This window comes from Frischella japonica, from assembly GCF_014489845.1.
GTDB lineage: Bacteria > Pseudomonadota > Gammaproteobacteria > Enterobacterales > Orbaceae > Frischella > Frischella japonica.
On sequence record NZ_JABURY010000015.1, the window covers coordinates 87,712 to 107,775 of the forward strand.

Sequence of the window (20,064 nt, forward strand, 5' to 3'; positions counted from 1 at the left end):
AAAATTTTACTGTTTTTAATTGCTAATTTTGGAAAAATTGTTACTAATAAATAAACAAATAATTTTAAATTTAATTATTCAATTTAAATATCTAATATCTCTGCTATATCATGATATTTCTCTGTAATCGCATTTATAGAATCAATTCGATAACTAATTTAGCTTTTTTTGTAAACAGTAAAAAAATCACTTGTCAGTAATAAATTTATCAGCTATTTTACCTAGTATCTTTATTTTGAATATTAAATGTTATGAATTTACTTTGCGCTTTTGTTTTAAACTGTAATACCCATCATCATCACCATCCCTGATTAGTCTTCGGGCGTTTGGTGCTGGAAGACAAGGTCTTCCGGTTAAGCGCAAAAGATTCACAGAGCCCTCGGAAGATCCTCTTCCGAGGGTTTTTTATTGGCTTTACGAGTAATAAGTATAATTTTTCAACTTACCATTTGGAGAGGAAAATGTTAGATAATTCACGATTACGTATTGCAATGCAAAAATCTGGTCGGTTAAGCGAAGATTCAAAAAAACTATTAACCCAATGTGGTATTAAAATCAATTTACATGAACAACGCCTTATTGCTTTTGCCGAAAATATGCCAATTGATATTTTACGTGTGCGCGATGACGATATTCCTGGTTTAGTCATTGATGGTGTAGTAGACATTGGCATTATTGGTGAAAATGTACTAGAAGAAGAAGTACTTTCGCGTCAAGCAGAGGGTCAACAACCACAATTTAAAATGTTACGTCGTTTAGATTTTGGTGGTTGTCGATTATCGCTAGCTGCGCCACGAGATTTTGATTACCAAGGACCGCAATGTCTGGATAATTTACGTGTTGCCACCACCTATCCTCACCTACTGAAGCGTTATTTAAATCAATATAATGTTAATTTCAAAACTTGTTTATTAAATGGATCAGTTGAAGTTGCACCACGTGCAGGATTAGCTGATGTTATCTGTGATTTAGTGTCAAGCGGAGCCACTTTAGAAGCAAACGGTTTAAAGGAAATTGAAGTAATATATCGTTCAAAAGCCTGTTTAATTCAACGTGATGGAACGTTATCATCTGATAAACAAGCACTTATTGATAAATTAATGACCCGTATTCAAGGTGTCATTCAAGCTCGTGAATCAAAATATATTATGTTACATGCACCAACCAATGCTTTAGAACAAGTGATTGCATTATTACCCGGAGCGGAAGATCCAACCATTTTACCATTAGCTAATGAAGAAAATCGGGTAGCACTTCATATGGTCAGTAGTGAATCCTTATTCTGGGAAACAATGGAAAAACTAAAACTGTTAGGCGCTAGTTCAATACTTGTATTACCTATTGAGAAAATGATGGAGTAAAAAAGATGATAATCACTCATTGGCAGAATTGTAATCAACAGGAACAAAAAACGTTATTAACCCGCCCTGCGGTAAATGCATCGCAGTCTATCAGTGAAGCTGTCAATGCCATATTGCAGCAAGTTAAAGAAAAGGGCGATACCGCGTTAAAAACCCTGTGTCAGAAGTTTGATAAAGTTATCTTAGAGGAAATAAAACTCAATACCCATCAAATCAGTCAAGCTAGCAACCGAGTCAATCCAGAACTCAAGCAAGCCATGCAACAAGCAGCAAAAAATATTGAGTTATTTCATCAGGCACAACGCCATCCGCCAATCATGGTTGAAACAATGCCCGGCATTCAATGCCAACAGGTCACTCGACCGCTTCAATCGGTGGGATTATATATTCCTGGCGGCTCTGCTCCTTTGCTTTCAACTGTTTTAATGTTGGCTATTCCAGCTAAAATTGCAGGTTGTAAACAAGTGATTTTATGTTCCCCACCGCCAATTGCCGATGAAATTTTATACGCGGCCGAATTATGTGGTGTTTGCGACGTTTATCAACTTGGCGGTGCTCAAGCTATTGCTGCCATGGCATTTGGCACCGAAACAATCACACGTGTCGACAAAATTTTTGGTCCTGGTAATGCATATGTTACAGAAGCAAAACGTCAAATAAGTCAACGTATTGATGGTGCAGCAATTGATATGCCAGCCGGTCCTTCTGAGGTACTAGTCATCGCCGATCATCAAGCTAATCCAGTATTCATTGCTGCCGATCTATTATCACAAGCTGAACACGGTCCCGACTCACAAGTTATTTTACTCACGCCTGATGAAGATCTTGCTAAAGCTGTATCTGTAGAGGTAGATAAGCAATTGGCATCATTATCAAGAAAAGCGATTGCACAACAGGCTTTAAGTCAAAGTCGCATAATCATTACCTCCGACATTAATCAATGTATTGAAATAAGCAATCGTTATGGTCCAGAACATTTGATTATTCAAGCCCAAAATGCGCCAGCATTGGTAGAAAAGATTAGCAGTGCCGGATCAGTATTTCTAGGCGCTTGGTCACCGGAGTCAGTAGGTGATTATGCTTCCGGTACCAATCACGTGTTACCAACATATGGTTATACAGCCACCTACTCAAGCTTAGGTCTAGCGGACTTTCAAAAAAGAATGACGATTCAACAATTATCACCACAAGGATTATTAGCCATTGGTAAAACGGTTGAACTGATGGCTGAAGCAGAACAACTTACTGCACATAAACAAGCGGTAACGTTACGACTTGCGGCATTAAATAAGGAATCACAATAATGACAAATCCTATAGATATCACAAAATTGGTTAGAAAAAATGTTCGTGAACTTACCCCTTATCAATCAGCACGTCGGATCGGCGGTAAAGGTGATATTTGGTTAAACGCTAATGAGTATCCCATTTCACCTCATTATGAACTGAAACAACAAAATTTTAATCGTTACCCTGAACCACAACCCCAACAGGTTCTAGAACGTTATGCTAATTATGCTGGCGTTAAACCTGAACAGTTAATAGTCAGTCGAGGTGCAGACGAAGCGATTGAATTACTGATGCGTGCCTTTTGTGAACCGCAACATGATAGCATAATTTTTTGCCCTCCCACTTATGGTATGTATCTAGTCAGTGCCCAAACATTAGGTATTAATTATAAAGCAATTCCTCAAACCGTAGATTGGCAATTAGATTTGCCGACGATTGAACAAAACCTTAATCACGTCAAATTAATTTATATTTGTTCACCTAATAATCCCACTGGCAATTTGCTTAATCCTAACGATATTAAGAAACTATTAACAATGGCAGCAAATAGAGCGCTCGTCGTCGTTGATGAAGCCTATATTGAGTTTTCTCATGAAAATTCGATCGTTAGCTGGTTAGCTGATTTTCCACATCTTGTTATATTGCGAACGTTATCTAAAGCTTTCGCCTTAGCTGGATTGCGCTGTGGTTTTACCATTGCCAATCCACCGATTATAACTGCCTTGCAGAAAATAATCGCACCATACCCATTAGCCACACCTGTTGCTGACATCGCAGCCCAAGCTCTGACTAATGAGAATCTTATTGCGATGCAATTACATGTTGTTAACTTAAATAAACAAAAACAAAAATTGATCGAACAACTGGAAACGCTCAATATGGTAGAAAAGATTTACCCAAGCGATAGTAATTATATTTTGGTGAAATTTAAAAATGGTCAATACATTTTTAAAACATTGTGGGAAAAAGGGATCATTTTGCGAGATCAGCATAAGCAACATGGTTTAGCTAATTGCATCCGTATTTCAATCGGAACAACCGCTGAATGCGATGCCCTCGTTCATGCATTAATGACAATTCATAATAAGGATGAATAATATGGCGCAGAAATACCTTTTTATTGATCGCGATGGCACTCTAATTACTGAACCACCGATTGATTTTCAAGTGGATAAATATGAAAAACTGGCATTAGAAACCAATGTCATTCCAGCGCTATTAAAACTACAGGCTGCTGGCTTTAAATTGGTGATGGTGACCAATCAAGATGGACTAGGAACGGAAAGCTTTCCGCTGGCAAGTTTCGAAGGACCACATCAATTAATGATGCAAATTTTTCAATCACAGGGAATTAAATTTGAGAATGTATTAATTTGCCCTCATTTTCCTAAAGATAATTGTGATTGTCGTAAACCGAATATTCAATTGGTGTTACCATATCTTTTGGATGGTAAATTAGATAAACAAAATAGTTATGTAATTGGTGACAGAGAAACCGATTTACAATTAGCTAAAAACATGGCAATCAATGGATTACGCTATCATCCTGAAATATTAAACTGGGATGAGATTGCGCAACGTTTAACCACTCCGGACCGTTATGCTAAAGTTGAACGTCACACCAAAGAGACCCAGATCTTAGTAGAAGTCTGGCTCGATCGTCAGGGTAACAGCATGATACATACCGGCATCGGCTTTTTTGATCATATGCTTGACCAAATTGCCACACATGGTGGTATTAAATTAAATATCCAGGTTGAAGGTGATTTGAATGTTGATGATCACCATACGATTGAAGACACTGGATTAGCTTTAGGTGAAGCATTAAAAATAGCCTTAGGTGATAAACGTGGCATTACCCGATATGCTTCTGTAATCCCAATGGATGAGTGCTTAGCGAAATGCGCAATCGATATTTCTGGTCGGCCATATTTAGTCTATAAGGCGCAATTTACTCATCAAAAAGTTGGCGATATGAGTACGCAAATGGTAGAACATTTCTTCTATTCTTTATGCTATGCTATGGCTATCACTTTACATATGGAAACAAATGGCGATAACGATCATCATCGTATTGAAAGCCTCTTTAAAGCATTTGCACGTACTTTAAAACAAGCAATAAAAATTGAGGGTAATAATCTACCAAGTTCCAAGGGAGTGCTGTAATGAATATTATTATTATTGATACTGCGTGCGCTAATCTAGCTTCCGTTAAATATGCTATTGAACGCTTAGGATATCAACCGATGATCACCGATGATCCCGATCTTATCTTAAAAGCAGACAAACTACTATTACCCGGTGTAGGTGCTGCAAGTGCAGCAATGGAGCAATTGGCACAACGGCATTTAATAGAAGTAATTAAAGTCTGTACCCAACCAACATTAGGCATTTGTTTAGGTATGCAATTATTTGCTGAACATAGCCAAGAAGGTAATGTGGATACTTTAGGTTTTATTAAGGAAACTATTGCCAAAATACCTGATTGTGGGTTACCTTTACCACATATGGGTTGGAATCAAGTTTACCCGAAAGCAGGCAATCATTTGTTTCGGGAAATTCCAGACGGTTCTTATTTTTATTTTGTTCACGGATACGCATTACCTTTATGTTCAGCAACTATTGCAGAAACCAAATACGGCGAAAACTTTACCGCTGCCGTTCAAAAAGACAATTATTACGGCGTTCAATTTCATCCCGAACGTTCTGGCTTAGCAGGTGCAAAACTGCTGAAAAACTTTCTGGAGATGTAATACTAATGCAAAAACCAATTATTATCCCTGCATTGGATCTCATTGATGGTCAGGTAGTTCGTTTACATCAAGGTGATTATGCGCAAAAACGTCAATATAGCGATGATCCCTTATACCGTTTACAAGATTATCAAGCACAAGGTGCACAACTACTTCATTTGGTTGATCTAACTGGTGCAAAAGATCCTAATGCTCGTCAAATAGCGCTGATCAGTAAATTAATTAATGGGGTAACTATACCCGTACAAATCGGCGGTGGAATTCGTCAACAAGCAGATGTTGAAGCACTATTAACCGCTGGAGCAGAGCGAGTAGTAATTGGCTCAACCGCAATTACATCTCCAGAGATGGTTAAAAACTGGTTTAAAACTTATGGTGCTGACCGCTTCGTATTGGCATTAGATGTTCGTATCTCACCTAATGGGCAAAAATATGTTGCTATTCATGGTTGGCAAGAGCAATCCTGTAAAACTTTGGAACAGATTATCGAAGATTATCTGGCTGTTGGTCTTAAACATGTTTTATGTACTGACATCGCAAAAGACGGCACGCTAACAGGTTCAAACGTCGCTCTTTATCATGAAATCAGCCATAAATATCCGCAAATTGCTTTACAAGCATCGGGGGGAATAGGTGATATTAATGATGTGAAAGCATTAGAAAAAAGTGGTGTTTCAGGCATTATCGTCGGTCGTGCTTTATTAGAAGGAAAATTTACCGTTAGGGAGGCGATTACATGTTGGCAAAACGTATAATTCCTTGTCTGGATGTCCGAAATGGGCAAGTCGTCAAAGGCGTGCAATTTCGTAACCATGAAATTATCGGTGACATCGTGCCATTAGCCAAACGCTATGCAATAGAAGGCGCCGATGAATTGGTATTTTATGATATAACTGCCTCTTCAGACGGACGCGTTGTAGATAAAACTTGGGTAGCTAAAGTCGCAGAAGTCATCGATATTCCATTTTGTGTGGCTGGCGGTATTAAGACCATTGATGATGCTGCTAAAATTTTATCATACGGCGCAGATAAAATTTCAATAAACTCCCCTGCCCTAGCCGATCCAAACTTAATTAGTCGGTTAGCCGATCGCTTTGGTGTACAATGCGTTGTAGTGGGTATTGATACTTGGCATGATGAAAAAACTAACCAATATCATGTTTATCAATATACCGGGGATGAAAAACGCACAGTTGCCACTGTCTGGAATACACTTGATTGGGTACAAGAAGTCCAAAAACATGGAGCTGGTGAAATCGTACTTAATATGATGAATCAGGATGGTGTTAAGCAAGGGTATGATCTAACGCAATTAAAATCAATACGTCAAATATGCAAAGTACCTTTAATCGCATCTGGTGGGGCTGGTAAAATGCATCATTTTCTTGATGCTTTTAAACAAGTTAATGTTGACGGAGCCTTAGCTGCATCAGTTTTTCACAAACAAATTATCAATATTGCTGAATTAAAACAATACCTAGCAAATAATGGAGTGGCAATACGCTTATGTTAACAACTCAACAAATTACGCAATTAGATTGGCAAAAGGTCAATCATTTAATGCCGGTAATTATTCAACATGCTGTGTCCGGTGATGTATTGATGCTTGGGTATATGAATCAAGATGCCCTACAGCAAACCATCGCAACAGGTAAAGTAACTTTCTATTCACGGACTAAAGCACGATTATGGACTAAAGGCGAAAGCTCCGGTCATTTTTTAAATGTAGTTAAAATCGCCCCTGATTGCGATCATGATACCTTACTGATATTAGTTAACCCAATAGGGCCAACCTGTCATAAAGGTACGATGAGTTGTTTTGGTTCCGCAAAATCCGATTGGGGTTTCTTATTCGAATTGGAACAATTACTTGCTTCACGTAAAACAGCAGATCCGAAGTCATCTTATACCGCCAAATTATATCATGACGGAACCAAACGCATTGCACAGAAGGTAGGTGAAGAAGGCGTCGAAACCGCTTTGGCAGCTACCGTACACGACCAAGAAGAGCTAAAAAATGAATCCGCAGATTTGATTTATCATTTATTAGTCTTATTACAAGATCAAAATTTATCCTTACAAGATGTGATTGGTATTTTAAAAGCGAGACATCAGTAAACGAATCGGGCTATATTGAACTATTTTTAACCGAGTTTAATTGATCATAGGTTAAAAATAGTTCATCTCCCATTATTTGATACTGCCTTTCATCCTAGTAACATTATTTTTAATGCTAATTGTTAATTGCCATAAATTGTTGGGTATTATAAACATCACTAAAATTAGCTAATGCACTCATAAAAGCGATTTGTACTTGCTCAGCTTTGACTGTTATTGATTGAAAGGTAAGATCGCGTGTTGCACAAGCATCAGCAATCAAAATTGGTTGATAGCCTAATTCGGCTGCTTGACGTGTGGTTGAATCAACACACATATGACTCATCATACCACAGATGACGACTTGTTCAATATTAGCTCGGCTTAGTTCAGCTTGCAAAGTGGTATCTTTAAAACTATTTGGATAATGTTTACAGATGATAACTTCATTATTTTCAACTTTAATTGGTAATAAACGAGAATGAATGTTAATACCCGGTGTATTTGGTTTAAAAAATGTGGCACCTTGTCGTACATTAACATGTTGAATATAAAAAATAGGTTTGTTTTGTGAACGAAAAAAGGTTTGTAATGCCAATGTATTTTGCAAGGCTATTTTGGTATTTACCAACGTCATATTACCATTATCAAAATAATCATTTTGTACATCAATAATAATTAACCCTTGTTTCATGATTTACTCCTCATTTAAAAAAGTGTTAACTTATTATGTAAGATTAACTAAAATAACGATACAGCTTACTGAAAAGCTTTACTTAAGATTATTTTCAATTTGAAAAAGATACCTTTTATGGATGATAAAGATAAACAAATTCTTTCAATATTAGCTAACAATAGTCGTTTATCCTGGAAAGCAATAGGTGAAAAAGTATTTCTAACCGGTCAAGCAGTTGGTGTACGTGTACAACAATTGCAGGATAAGGGGATTATTAGCAAATTTACCACCCAAATTTATTACGCAAATTATCAATTTATCACTTTTTATATGAACAATCACTCATTTAAAGAATTTGAACAAATGGTTTGTGCTTATCAGCAAGTTTTGACCTTAGATAAAATTACAGGTGATGGATGTTATTTTATTCAATCCTGTTTTGACCATGATGATTTGATAAAATTTATTGATGAAATCACGCCTTATGCGCGTTATAAAATCAGTTATCGCTTAAAATCAGTAAAAACATAACGTTTTTTATTATTTTTATACTTGCATCTTAATAATATAAATAATTTTTAATCAATTTGTTAAAGTCAATTTATTATATTAACACCAATCAAACAATAAACTTTTTCACCAAGATAGTGTATGATTAACTTAAATTTGCATAAAAAATTGGATTTATAGATGTACCGATGGTTCGAAAAAAGAGTCAATCCCTACCCTAAAGATATTCCCTCTAGCATTGCCAAAAATTTGTTTCTATTTTTGTGGCAAGTGACCAAAGGCATGCGGTTTTATATTCTATTATTAATTTTCTTTACCGCTACGACGGGTGCATTTGAAGCGTTTTTATTTGCTATGATGGGGCAAGTGATTGATAAACTTAGTGACGTTATCCCTCATGAACTTTGGCAAAAAGAGGGACGAACTTTAATCATCTTAACTATTATTATTGTCGCCAGTACGCTATTAGTTGCCTTGCAAACCACTATAAAGCATCAAGTTTTAGCGGGTAATTTTCCAATGCGACTTCGTTGGAATTTACATCGTTTAGTATTGAATCAAAGTATGCGATTTTTTCAGGATGAGTTTGCCGGACGCGTTTCAGCAAAAGTGATGCAAACGGCACTTGCCGTTCGTGATACCTGCTTTTTGATCGCTGATATTTTAGTATTTGCCATAATCTATTTCTTCACTATGTCACTTGTCCTCTCTGGTTTCGATATCTGGTTTATTGTTCCATTCACCGGTTGGCTATTGTGTTATGTAGTAGCACTGTTCTATTTTGTTCCGCGATTAGGTAAAGTTGCTAAACAACAAGCCGATGCGCGTTCGCTCATGACCGGACGCATAACTGATGCTTATACAAATATCATGACAGTAAAACTCTTTTCTCATTCGGGAAATGAAGCAAATTATGCAAAGGATTCAATGGATAGTTTTCTCATTACTGTCAATAAACAGATGCGATTAGTTAGCAGTTTTGAAATAGTCAATCATATTCTCAATATTATCTTAATATTAAGTACAGCAGGACTAGCACTTTATCTTTGGAGTACTTCAATCGTCGGTGTGGGAGCGATTGCCGCGGCAACCGCAATGGCATTACGTTTAAATGGATTATCACACTGGATTATGTGGGAAATGACAGCCTTATTTGAAAATATTGGCGTAGTACAAGATGGCATCAATACTTTTTCTGCGCAACAAGAAATCAAAGATCAAACTAATGCAACTGAACTTAAAGTAACACGCGGTGATATTCAATTTAATAATGTTTGTTTTCATTATGATAATCGTGACAATGATCCCATTATTGAGCAATTAAACTTGAATATTAAATCAGGAGAAAAAATAGGTTTAGTGGGTCGTTCTGGCGCCGGTAAATCAACGCTAATTAATCTATTATTACGTTTTTATGATTTACAAAGTGGACAAATATTGATAGACGACAAAGATATCCGTACCGTTACCCAAGACAGTCTACGCTCACAAATTGGTATGGTTACCCAAGATACTTCTTTGTTACATCGATCAGTACGAGAAAACCTTTTATATGGTAATCCTAATGCAAATGAAGAACAAATGCGGCAAGCAGCTCGTCAAGCAGAAGCAGAGAAGTTTATCCTAACCTTACGAGATGCCCAAGGACGTAGTGGTTATGATGCTTATGTGGGGGAACGTGGAATTAAATTATCCGGTGGGCAGCGGCAACGAATCGCGATCGCCCGAGTAATGTTAAAAAATGCCCCGATCCTATTATTGGATGAAGCAACAAGTGCTTTAGATTCTGAAGTTGAAATAGCAATCCAAGAAAGTCTTTATCAGTTAATGGAAGGTAAAACGGTTATTGCTATTGCGCACCGTTTGGCAACTATAGCAGCAATGGATCGCCTAATTGTGTTAGATAACGGTAAAATTATTGAACAAGGCAGTCATCAAGCTTTATTAAAACAAAATGGACTGTATGCCCAGCTCTGGAAACACCAAAGTGGTGGTTTTCTTGGCGAGATCTAGTTTGCGCAATATCAACTGTAGTCATTAAATCGCTACAGTTGATTAGGTAGATAGAATAAATTTCAGATTATTAATTTTACTGTCCAATTATTGCTCAGTATTGGCGGCAGTTTTGCCATTACTGCAACTTATAAATTAACGAAAATACATAGCAATTAATTGTCCATCAATTTCACGTATTCTCACAGGTGTATCAAAAATATCCTGTAAAACATCCGCTCTCATTATCTCTTTTGGTCCGCCTTGGTAACACAGTGCGCCCTTTTTCATCGCTAAGATATAATCGGAATAAGTTGAAGCAAAATTAATATCGTGAATTACCAATATGATTGTTTTACCTAAATCATCTGCTGCTAAACGAAGCTGTTTCATCATCGCCACCGCATGTTTCATATCAAGATTATTTAATGGTTCATCGAGTAAGACATAATCTGTATCTTGACACAGAACCATCGCAACATAAGCACGTTGACGTTGTCCACCAGATAACTCATCCAAATAGCGATGACGTAATTCTAATAAATTAAGAAAAGATAAAGATTGGCTAATTTTTTCATCATCTTGAGCGGTTAAGCGCCCTCTTGTATAAGGATAACGGCCAAATCCGACTAACTCTTCAACCGTTAAACGACTATTGAATTGATTTTCTTGACGTAATATTGATAACTGTTTAGCAAGGATATCGCTTTTGGTAGTAACTACATCTAATCCACTAACATTAATTGTACCCGTGTCAGCCTTTAACAAGCGTCCAATAATTGATAATAGTGTCGATTTACCTGCACCATTAGGACCTATGATAGAAGTTATACCACCTCTAGGAATTGTTGTAGTGATATTATCCAATATGACGGTATCATCATAACATTTTTTAATTTTATCAATAACAATCACATTAAAACCTTTTTAATATCAAGTAAATAAAGAAAATACCACCAAAGAACTCCAACACTACCGATAATGAAGCTGACATATTTAGTCCATATTCTAAGAAAAGCTGACCGGCAATCAAAGCAATCATAGCCAATAAAAAAGCTGTGGGTAACAGGTAGCGATGTTGATGACTACCGGCTAGTAAATAAGCTAGATTTGCCACCATTAAGCCTAAAAATGTTAAGGGTCCAACTAAAGCAGTAGAAACGGCAACCAAAATCGACACCAATAATAAAGTCGTCATGACATGACGTTGATAATTTAAACCTAAATTAATCGCGTGAGCACGACCTAAGGCTAACACATCATACACATAACGTTTGCGCCAAATTAATAATCCAATTAAAATAATGACAATTGCCGAAAAAGCAATTAAATCTGGTGTTGCCCGTGTAAAGGTTGCAAATATTCGCCCTTGCAAAATTGCAAATTCATTTGGATCGAGTAATCGTTGCAATAAATTAGAAGAACTACGGAATAGTTCCCCCAAAAGGATACCAATCATTAACACCAAATTTATATTGTAATTTACCGTTTTAAATAGCCATTGATAAAGTAAAAGTGAGAATAAGACTAATAAACTGGTTTCAATCGCAAATTTGATAATATTAAATAACCAGAATGAATTTGTCGTACCGCTATAAAAGAAGATCGCGACGGTTTGAATCAAAACAAACAGATTTTCAATACCCATCAAAGAAGGGGTTAAAATACGATTATTACTCACTGTCTGAAAGATAACCGTTGAAATACCTGCGACAAAGGCAACAATCACCATGGTTAGCAAAATATAGCTTCGACGTAACAAAATATACTGTAGATTATTGCCTAACTTTACTGACATAAAGATAGCCATCAGTGCCAGTGCCACCGCGCCATACAACATAATACGTCGGTTAGGTGTTAAATAACGTTCTGTTAATGTTATAAAATGTTTAATGCTTTGCATAACCAGCTTGCTTAATTAATAAGTAAAGAAAGATGATAGCGCCAATAACTCCCAAAATTGTACTAGCAGGAATTTCATATGGTCGAATGATAACACGGCCAATCATATCGCATAAAAGCACTAATCCAGCACCGGATAAACATACGTAAGGTATTGTTTTACGGATATTATCTCCCATTTTTAGACTGATTAAATTGGGAATGATTAAACCAACAAATGGTAATAATCCAACCACCACAATCACAATACCGGTCGTTAACGCGATTACTGATAATCCCATCGTCATCACTTTACGATGATTAAGTCCAACATTGATGGCAAATTCTCGGCCCATACTCGCCACTGTAAAATTATCAGCAACCCAGTATGAAAATAGAGTTAACAACCCAACCAACCACAATAATTCATAACGCCCTTGCAAAATACCTGAAAAATCACCACCATAAATCCAAGCCCAAAGCGATTGTAATAGATCAAAATACATAGCAAGAAAAACCGTTATGGCACTGATCACGCTGCCCAGCATGATTCCAACTATTGGTACGATGAGCGCGGATTTTAAAATAATTTTTCGTAAAATCAGCATAAATAATGCCGTTCCTAATAACGCAAACAGACTGGCAAAGATCATTTTAACGAAAATAGATACAGTAGCCGGAGCCAATATCATAACTAGTAATAATCCTAAACCGGCCGATTGAGTGGTCCCTGCTATAGAGGGTTCTATAAAACGGTTCTGCGTCAATATTTGCATAATCAACCCTGCGACACTGAGCGCACTACCAGCAAGTAATAGGGCAATGGTCCGAGGAACACGACTAACAATAAAAATATATCGCATTTCTGCATCAGACAAGATACTTGATAGCGTAACATCGGATACACCGATAAACAGACTTGTCACAGACAAGCCTGTAAGAACCAAAATACTGATGAATAGATTAAAAGACTTCATTATTTTTTAATCATTTTCTAAAATAACTTTATCGGATTCCGATAGTGTGCCTTCATCTTCATCAAAAACTGGATTGTTATCATCATCTTCTAACGCATTTTTATCCAAAGCCAGTTCAACTTGATCCAGTAACTTGGTATAAGTTTGAATACCCCCGGCGATATAAATTGACGCTGAATCCAGATACACGATGCGATCATGTTGCCAAACTTTGGTTTTATTTACTAAAGGATTATCAAGCAATTGTTGTGCAGATAGTGAATCAGTGTTACCAATAGCATTATCACGATCTATAACAAATAACCAATCCGGATCAGCGGTGAGTAATAGTTCAGCGTTTATCACATTGCCATGTTTACCAGTATTAGCAAATGTTGTTGCTGGTTCAAATCCTAATTCATCGTAAATGAATCCAAAACGTGATCCAGGACCATAACCCGACATTTTGCCGCCAGTAACTAAAATTACCATAGCCGTACCTTGATTAGCAGCTTTTTGTTTTACGGTGGCAAGTTTTTGTTTGAATTGATCAATTAATTGTTGGGCTGCTTGTTGTTTATTAAAGATTTGCCCTAGTTGTCTAACACGTTCATTTAAACTTGGTAAGAAATTTTTGTTATCAATTGCTAAAGAAATGGTTGGAGCAATTTCACTCAGTTTTTGATAAGCATCACTAGCTCGTCCACCAGCAATAATTAAATCAGGTTGTAGATTACTTAAAACTTCATAATTTGGTTCAAATAACCCACCAGCATTAACGTAATCTTGGCTTTCATATTTTTGCAAGAATGGGGGTAACGAAGCATTTGTCTGTGGCACAGCTGTCACCTTAATACCTAGTGCGTCCATACTATCTAGCGTAGCGGGATTAAGTACGACCACTTTTTGTGGTTCAACAGGTACCGATGTGGTTCCTTGTTCATGATTAATTGTAATCATTTTTATTTCTACGGCAGGTACTTGTTTACTGGTATTGGTTAATGACGTGTTTAGTGTGGCATTTTTATCATCGCAACCTGTTAAAGTTACGGTTAATATTAATGTGCATGCGATGCTTATGGTTTGTGCGAACTGGCGAACTAACATTTTATTACCTCATTTTGTAAAAGAGACTTATTATCATTATCAGAGATCGAGGCTCAATATAGCAAAATTTACTGCTGATAAAAATAAGATTATTCAATTAGATATTTAGCTGTCTAAATTATAAGCACATTATGAACTATAACATTCATGAATATTTGTAGCGATAAACGTTGAAATTAAAAGATAACACTTTGATAAAAATAAATTTATTGTTTTTTATTTGTGATTAATTCACTTTGTGAATGATGAAGTTTTGTTAATTTGATCAGCTACATATAAACCACTCGCTGCCGCCTGCGATAAAGAACTTGTAACCCCTGAACAATCACCAATAATATACAATCCTTTTACTTCGCTCATAAAATATTGATCTGTATGAACAACCGGTGCATAAGTTTTGCTATCCATTGCATATAATATGGTATTGCCATCAATAGGTTCACCTAATAAATGGGCTAAGGCATAAAGAAAATCACAAGTATAAATGATATAATCCATTGGCGTGAATGTAGCTAAATTAGCAAATTCTGCTTGAGCTAAAGTAGGTTCAATAACATATTTTTTATCACTAAATCGTCGATCAATATTTGCTAATCGCTGCATAATTATCTTATTCTTACCCTGATTAATCTTAGTAATAGTTTGTTTTAAATAAGCATCAGCAGCTTGACGTTGTTCAAACCATTTAGGAATAAATAGGGTAAAATTGAGATTATGACTTTGATCAACTTCACGAGCATTTTGTCCGTCTGGCATGACTAGCCCGGCTTGGTATTTTGCAATAACATTACCGCGCGGATTCATGCAATAAGTTGAGGCACTATATTGCTTTGTTTGGTAAATTAATTTAGTTTCAAAGCTTTTTTGTAATAGCGATTGCAATTGTTGATTATGCATTTCAATTCGAAAACCTAAATCCAATTGCGTTTTTCCATAGGAAAGTTTTAATTGCTGCGCAATAGGTTCAAACCAATCTAACCCACTACGACCTACAGCAATAATGACTTGTGACGCGATAATTGTATTATGATTGGTTAAATTTATCTTAAAAAGCTTATTCTGCGGAATAATATCCAAAACACTGCAATTAAAAATAAAATCAATTTTTGAGGTTAACTCATTGGCAAAAGCTTGTAATATGCTGATTGACAATGATGTACCTAAGTGACGCGTTTGCGTTGTTAGCGTTTTAAAGCCATATTTGTTAGCACGATGAGCTAAATCTTCATCGTAAGTATCATATAGTGGACATTGAACTGCGCCAAATTGACACAATAGTTTATCAACTTGATGTTGATAAACCATACTTTGTTCGGCACCAATTTTTAACGCCAAATTACCACCAAAATCATTGGTAAAATTATATTTTCCTTCCGATAAACCAAGCCCACCAAAGCCAAAGTATCGTTGCGAAGAACGGTTGCTCGCTATATTACTACCTAATTGGCGCAATCGGTCCGTCAGTGGCGAACCAATATCGATTAATAATATTTTTTTTGCATCTTTTGTTAAGCGGAGAGCCGAAAAAATTCCCGCTATGCCAGCGCCAATAATGATAACATCATAATTTTTCATGTACATCCGTTTTAGTAAAGTACTGAATTTTGATTAACCAATAACGTCCAATTTTGCCTGTAGCTATGCCGGCTAATATGGCTATTGCCAAAAATGCAACAATATTAATTATTAGAGCTGGAACTAAATTAGCATATCTTTCATATTCACCGTAAACAGGTCGGGAAAAAATTTTAACTAATAAAATAATTATCATAGCCGAAAGTGCAAGGCATATTAATTCAGTTACTGCAATCAAACAGACAGATTTGATAATCATTTTTATTTCAAATTCTCGACGCTCAATTTTTTTATGTCTAATAAATTTGATTAGTAATATTAAATTAGTAATGGATGCCAAATAAATTAAAGAGTTAACAATTTTATATAATATAAAAGACCCATCAATAAACCCAATTCCCAAAGCAACAATATCGGGCAGAAGACCGAAACAGATAATTAAATACAAAAGAACAAAAAAAACAAATTGAATATATCCGATTGAGCCAATATTAGCTTCATCAGTTATAATTATCGGAATGCGTCGGTATTGTTTGTTTAGTTTAAATCGAATTACTATATGGATAATTACATAACTAATCACAAAAAAAGTCACACGTTCGGCAAGCAATACAATTCCATATTTTGATACAAAATTAATTGATTTATTGCTAACTAAATCAATTAATTCATAGCTAACTAAAATAACACCCAAACATCCAAGTATTACCGTAGTTAATGTTAATAAAATGACAAATAAGGTATTTCGCAAATTAATGCAATACATTGCAGTTTGTAGTATGCCATAAGCGATCAGTAACATAATATATGAACTACAAAGTAAGCATTCAAATAAATCTAATGAAATGAAAAAGTTTGAATTTTGACTAATTTCATATAATAGTTCGCCAAAAATCATCAAAGTCAAATAAGTAATAATAAAACTCAATAATGGTAAATAAAAAAATTTATTTTTTTTCCAGTAGCTGCTTGAAACCATAATAGCCTTTCTGTGTTGCAAAATTTGAACGTAATAAATACGCTCAGAGTGATATCATATTCATTTTATGATCCATCATGCCAACAAAATTTAACAATTTGGGTTAAGAGCAGCGATCCAGGAATCGATTTTACTAAGTGAATTAATACATTTGATGTTTTAAATTACCAGTTCTCATTATATGAAGCAGCAAAATCAAGGTACCAAAAAATTTAGAACAACTTGTTAATACTATTCATCGGATAAGTTGTCGCTCATTGAAACACCGATAAATTAATTATTTTTTTATATAAAACGTATTTAACAAAATGATTAAATGCTGTTTTATTTAGTTAGTCATGACAAAGAGTTAAGATAAAAGTTAATCAGTATGATAGCAAATTTGAACAAAATAAATGGTCAAATGAATAACTCCATTCAACCATTGCCTTAAACAATTTTAATTACTCACCAAATCCAGTAGCAAATAAATCACGGATTTCTGCCATTGCGGCTTGTTCGTCTTCACCATCACAGATGATTTCAACAGTCGAACCGCCTTTAACACCAGCACCTAGTAGACCCATCATACTTTTCATTTTAATGGTTTTATCATTATAGACAAGTTCAATATTACTTTTATATCGTCCAGCTAATTTAACTAAGGTTGTTACAGGACGCGCATGAAGACCAGTACTATTTTTAACTACCATTTGTTCTTTTAACATAATTAAAGTCCTTGTTTATTTCATTAAACTTAAAATTTTTGATATTGTGTCTTATTTATTAGATTTCGTCTAGAAAAAATTTAGCTATCTTTTCTGTCAAATACTGATAATTAAAGGAATCATCAAGAAAATGTAATTCAAAATTTAAATGGGTATAAAAAACATAAACTTTATCAATGTGTAAACTGAATAATTAGCGTTGAATAATAAACTGTGCAATTTCATCAAGGAAATGTTCACCATATTTTTCTAATTTGGCCTTACCTATTCCAGTTACTGCTAATAAATCTTTTTTACATTCAGGTAAAGTTTGCACCATTTCGATTAGTGTTTGATCATTAAAGATGATATAAGGTGCAACATCTTCAGTTTGTGCAATTTGTTTTCTTAATTCTTTCAAACGATTAAATAACAACCGTTCTTCATGAGATAACATTGCTGTTTGCATCGTTGATTTAGCTAGGCGATTTTGACGACCCTTTTTTAAAACTTCTATTCGTGGCTTAACTAAGGGAAGTTCGATTTCGCCACGTAATACAGTTCGTGCATTTTCAGTCAAAGTGAGTGACGCAAAAGAAGACATATTTTGCTTTAAATAACCTAGATGTATTAATTGTCGTATGACACTCAACCAATAATGTGATGATTGGTCTTTACCAATGCCAAATACCGATAAACTGTCATGACCATTTTCTTTAACTAAAGCACGATTTGAGCCACGTAATACATCTATAACGTAATGTGCGCCAAAACGTTGTTCTACACGATAAACACAAGATAATACTTTTTGGGCATCGATTAACCCATTAAAACGTTCATTAGGATACAAGCAAATATCACAATTTTGGCAAGGCTCATGACGATATTCACCAAAATAATTGAGAAGTACTAGACGGCGACAAGTTTGTGCCTGCGCAAATGCCTCCATTTCATTGAGTTTATAATATTCAATAGTTTTATGCGCTCCTTCTTCTTTCTGATTAACTAAATTTTTAAACCAATCAAAATCTCGCAAATCATAAAGTAATAGGGCTTCAGCTGGCAAGCCATCTCGCCCTGCTCGTCCTGTTTCTTGATAATATGCTTCAATACTGCGTGGAGCATTAGCATGAATAACAAATCTTACATTGGGTTTATTTATTCCCATACCAAAAGCAATGGTGGCGATAATAATTGATATCTCATCTTTTAGAAAGCGCTCTTGCGCGCTGGCACGTTCCTTAGTGGTTAATCCAGCATGATAAGCAACAGCAGGAAACCCACGTGATGTTAAGCGTGCAGCCATATCTTCAACTTTTGCTCGACTCGTACAATAAATAATACCACTTTGCCCCTTTTGCTGTTCAAGGAACGCAATAATTTGTTCAAGTGTATTAAAACGTTCTAAAACGGTATAACGAATATTTGGTCGATCAAAACTACTTATTTGTATGTTTGGTTTAAGTAGATTTAAACGTTCAATAATATCTTTACGAGTTATCTCATCAGCAGTCGCAGTCAACGCAATAATAGGGATTTGAGGGTAGCGCAATTTAAACTGACCAATCTGAAGATATTCTGGTCTAAAATCATGCCCCCACTGCGAAATACAATGTGCTTCATCAATCGCAATCATCGTTGGTGGGTTTTGCTGAAGAATCTCAGCAAAATGAGACGCAGCTAGACGTTCAGGAGCAATATAGAGTAATTTGATTTGCCGTTGACGATATTGAGCAATGATAGCTTGCTGCTCTTCTTCTGTTAATAATGAATTTAAATATGCCGCCTTAATACCATAAGCGATTAATTGATCGACTTGATCTTTCATTAACGCAATTAGCGGTGAAATTACAATGGTTGGACCTGAAAAAATTAAAGCAGGAATTTGATAACAGAGCGATTTTCCGCCACCTGTTGGCATGATGACTAAATTGTCTTCGCCAGACATAACAGATTCAATTATCTGTAACTGCTGATTTCTAAATGTTTTATAGCCAAAGATATTTTGTAAAATGTCGTGCGCTTGTTCAGCAATGTTCATCTTAATTATTGTTAACCTGATTTAATATAAATATATAAAAATGCTATATAATTTCTGATATTGGATAATGAGAACCATAGCCATAATACAACATACTGATCACTTGATGATAGCGACGCTAAGTATAGCGAAATTCTGCTTAGCAAACTATTAAAAACTAA

The 20,064-nt window shown here is 35.5% G+C and carries 18 protein-coding genes, 1 pseudogene and 1 other annotated feature; of the genes and pseudogenes, 10 read left to right on the plus strand and 9 right to left on the minus strand.

What is annotated here, in order from left to right:
• Window positions 1-292: 292 nt before the first annotated feature.
• Window positions 293-410: a sequence feature (His leader region), on the plus strand.
• Between the two features lie 51 nt (window positions 411-461).
• The 8 genes from hisG to hisIE are packed head-to-tail and all read left to right on the plus strand — an operon-like array spanning window position 462 to window position 7,521.
• Window positions 462-1,361, plus strand: coding sequence for an ATP phosphoribosyltransferase (hisG, locus tag FcAc13_RS06450; RefSeq protein WP_187755390.1), 900 nt, complete (start codon window positions 462-464; stop codon window positions 1,359-1,361).
• Window positions 1,362-1,366: 5 nt separating this feature from the next.
• The gene (gene hisD / locus FcAc13_RS06455; protein WP_187755391.1) at window positions 1,367-2,665 is read left to right on the plus strand and encodes a histidinol dehydrogenase; all 1,299 of its coding nucleotides are present in this window, start codon (window positions 1,367-1,369) and stop codon (window positions 2,663-2,665) included.
• Window positions 2,665-3,747 carry a histidinol-phosphate transaminase gene (gene hisC, locus FcAc13_RS06460; RefSeq protein WP_187755392.1) on the plus strand — a complete coding sequence of 361 codons (1,083 nt, stop codon included), beginning with the start codon at window positions 2,665-2,667 and terminating at the stop codon, window positions 3,745-3,747. Before hisD ends, hisC begins: the two co-directional genes overlap by 1 nt.
• A 1-nt stretch (window position 3,748) precedes the next feature.
• Window positions 3,749-4,816, plus strand: a complete 1,068-nt coding sequence (gene hisB, locus FcAc13_RS06465) for a bifunctional histidinol-phosphatase/imidazoleglycerol-phosphate dehydratase HisB (RefSeq protein ID WP_187755393.1) — start codon at window positions 3,749-3,751, stop codon at window positions 4,814-4,816.
• Window positions 4,816-5,403 carry an imidazole glycerol phosphate synthase subunit HisH gene (gene hisH, locus FcAc13_RS06470; protein WP_187755394.1) on the plus strand — a complete coding sequence of 196 codons (588 nt, stop codon included), beginning with the start codon at window positions 4,816-4,818 and terminating at the stop codon, window positions 5,401-5,403. The genes hisB and hisH overlap by 1 nt, the downstream gene beginning before the upstream one ends.
• Window positions 5,404-5,420: 17 nt before the next feature.
• A complete protein-coding gene (hisA, locus tag FcAc13_RS06475) occupies window positions 5,421-6,158 on the plus strand; it encodes a 1-(5-phosphoribosyl)-5-[(5-phosphoribosylamino)methylideneamino]imidazole-4-carboxamide isomerase (protein ID WP_187755500.1) in 738 nt (245 codons plus the stop codon).
• Entirely contained in the window at window positions 6,140-6,916 is a 777-nt protein-coding gene (gene hisF / locus FcAc13_RS06480; RefSeq protein ID WP_187755395.1) for an imidazole glycerol phosphate synthase subunit HisF, read from the plus strand. The genes hisA and hisF overlap by 19 nt, the downstream gene beginning before the upstream one ends.
• Window positions 6,910-7,521, plus strand: coding sequence for a bifunctional phosphoribosyl-AMP cyclohydrolase/phosphoribosyl-ATP diphosphatase HisIE (gene hisIE, locus FcAc13_RS06485; RefSeq protein ID WP_187755396.1), 612 nt, complete (start codon window positions 6,910-6,912; stop codon window positions 7,519-7,521). Before hisF ends, hisIE begins: the two co-directional genes overlap by 7 nt.
• A 115-nt stretch (window positions 7,522-7,636) precedes the next feature.
• Here hisIE and FcAc13_RS06490 read toward each other — a convergent pair whose 3' ends face one another.
• Window positions 7,637-8,194 (minus strand): cysteine hydrolase family protein, encoded by a 558-nt coding sequence (locus FcAc13_RS06490; protein ID WP_187755397.1) that lies wholly within the window; start codon window positions 8,192-8,194, stop codon window positions 7,637-7,639.
• 117 nt (window positions 8,195-8,311) lie between these two features.
• Between FcAc13_RS06490 and FcAc13_RS06495 the strand changes: the two genes are divergently transcribed.
• Window positions 8,312-8,707 carry an Lrp/AsnC family transcriptional regulator gene (locus FcAc13_RS06495; protein WP_187755398.1) on the plus strand — a complete coding sequence of 132 codons (396 nt, stop codon included), beginning with the start codon at window positions 8,312-8,314 and terminating at the stop codon, window positions 8,705-8,707.
• A gap of 159 nt (window positions 8,708-8,866) precedes the next feature.
• A complete protein-coding gene (locus tag FcAc13_RS06500) occupies window positions 8,867-10,699 on the plus strand; it encodes an ABC transporter ATP-binding protein (RefSeq protein ID WP_187755399.1) in 1,833 nt (610 codons plus the stop codon).
• A gap of 135 nt (window positions 10,700-10,834) precedes the next feature.
• On the opposite strand, the gene FcAc13_RS06505 is transcribed toward FcAc13_RS06500, so the two are convergent.
• The 8 genes and pseudogenes from FcAc13_RS06505 to recQ form a co-directional block, all read right to left on the minus strand.
• Complete coding sequence (locus FcAc13_RS06505) at window positions 10,835-11,593, minus strand: ATP-binding cassette domain-containing protein (RefSeq protein ID WP_187755400.1); 759 nt, start codon at window positions 11,591-11,593, stop codon at window positions 10,835-10,837.
• Window position 11,594: 1 nt separating this feature from the next.
• Entirely contained in the window at window positions 11,595-12,581 is a 987-nt protein-coding gene (locus FcAc13_RS06510; RefSeq protein WP_187755401.1) for an iron chelate uptake ABC transporter family permease subunit, read from the minus strand.
• Complete coding sequence (locus FcAc13_RS06515) at window positions 12,568-13,536, minus strand: ABC transporter permease (protein WP_187755402.1); 969 nt, start codon at window positions 13,534-13,536, stop codon at window positions 12,568-12,570. Before FcAc13_RS06515 ends, FcAc13_RS06510 begins: the two co-directional genes overlap by 14 nt.
• Before the next feature lie 87 nt (window positions 13,537-13,623).
• Window positions 13,624-14,622 (minus strand): annotated as a pseudogene (locus tag FcAc13_RS06520) (siderophore ABC transporter substrate-binding protein); the annotation flags it as partial.
• Window positions 14,623-14,853: 231 nt separating this feature from the next.
• Window positions 14,854-16,197, minus strand: a complete 1,344-nt coding sequence (locus FcAc13_RS06525; RefSeq protein WP_187755404.1) for an NAD(FAD)-utilizing dehydrogenase — start codon at window positions 16,195-16,197, stop codon at window positions 14,854-14,856.
• On the minus strand, window positions 16,184-17,176 hold the full coding sequence (locus FcAc13_RS06530) for a hypothetical protein (RefSeq protein WP_223064546.1): 993 nt from the start codon (window positions 17,174-17,176) through the stop codon (window positions 16,184-16,186). Before FcAc13_RS06530 ends, FcAc13_RS06525 begins: the two co-directional genes overlap by 14 nt.
• A 443-nt stretch (window positions 17,177-17,619) precedes the next feature.
• Complete coding sequence (locus FcAc13_RS06535; RefSeq protein ID WP_187755406.1) at window positions 17,620-17,883, minus strand: HPr family phosphocarrier protein; 264 nt, start codon at window positions 17,881-17,883, stop codon at window positions 17,620-17,622.
• Window positions 17,884-18,076: 193 nt separating this feature from the next.
• Window positions 18,077-19,903, minus strand: a complete 1,827-nt coding sequence (recQ, locus tag FcAc13_RS06540; protein WP_187755407.1) for a DNA helicase RecQ — start codon at window positions 19,901-19,903, stop codon at window positions 18,077-18,079.
• Window positions 19,904-20,064 lie beyond the last annotated feature (161 nt).

What these genes read in the sequence shown, in the direction of transcription:
- hisH (WP_187755394.1), top strand. Translation starts at nt 4,816, where the DNA reads ATGAATATTATTATTATTGATACTGCGTGCGCTAATCTAGCTTCCGTT.
- hisD (WP_187755391.1), top strand. Translation starts at nt 1,367, where the DNA reads ATGATAATCACTCATTGGCAGAATTGTAATCAACAGGAACAAAAAACG.
- FcAc13_RS06535 (WP_187755406.1), bottom strand. Translation starts at nt 17,883, where the DNA reads ATGTTAAAAGAACAAATGGTAGTTAAAAATAGTACTGGTCTTCATGCG.
- hisB (WP_187755393.1), top strand. Translation starts at nt 3,749, where the DNA reads ATGGCGCAGAAATACCTTTTTATTGATCGCGATGGCACTCTAATTACT.
- hisG (WP_187755390.1), top strand. Translation starts at nt 462, where the DNA reads ATGTTAGATAATTCACGATTACGTATTGCAATGCAAAAATCTGGTCGG.
- FcAc13_RS06515 (WP_187755402.1), bottom strand. Translation starts at nt 13,536, where the DNA reads ATGAAGTCTTTTAATCTATTCATCAGTATTTTGGTTCTTACAGGCTTG.
- hisC (WP_187755392.1), top strand. Translation starts at nt 2,665, where the DNA reads ATGACAAATCCTATAGATATCACAAAATTGGTTAGAAAAAATGTTCGT.
- FcAc13_RS06510 (WP_187755401.1), bottom strand. Translation starts at nt 12,581, where the DNA reads ATGCAAAGCATTAAACATTTTATAACATTAACAGAACGTTATTTAACA.
- recQ (WP_187755407.1), bottom strand. Translation starts at nt 19,903, where the DNA reads ATGAACATTGCTGAACAAGCGCACGACATTTTACAAAATATCTTTGGC.
- hisF (WP_187755395.1), top strand. Translation starts at nt 6,140, where the DNA reads ATGTTGGCAAAACGTATAATTCCTTGTCTGGATGTCCGAAATGGGCAA.
- FcAc13_RS06490 (WP_187755397.1), bottom strand. Translation starts at nt 8,194, where the DNA reads ATGAAACAAGGGTTAATTATTATTGATGTACAAAATGATTATTTTGAT.
- FcAc13_RS06525 (WP_187755404.1), bottom strand. Translation starts at nt 16,197, where the DNA reads ATGAAAAATTATGATGTTATCATTATTGGCGCTGGCATAGCGGGAATT.
- FcAc13_RS06500 (WP_187755399.1), top strand. Translation starts at nt 8,867, where the DNA reads ATGTACCGATGGTTCGAAAAAAGAGTCAATCCCTACCCTAAAGATATT.
- hisIE (WP_187755396.1), top strand. Translation starts at nt 6,910, where the DNA reads ATGTTAACAACTCAACAAATTACGCAATTAGATTGGCAAAAGGTCAAT.
- FcAc13_RS06495 (WP_187755398.1), top strand. Translation starts at nt 8,312, where the DNA reads ATGGATGATAAAGATAAACAAATTCTTTCAATATTAGCTAACAATAGT.
- FcAc13_RS06530 (WP_223064546.1), bottom strand. Translation starts at nt 17,176, where the DNA reads ATGGTTTCAAGCAGCTACTGGAAAAAAAATAAATTTTTTTATTTACCA.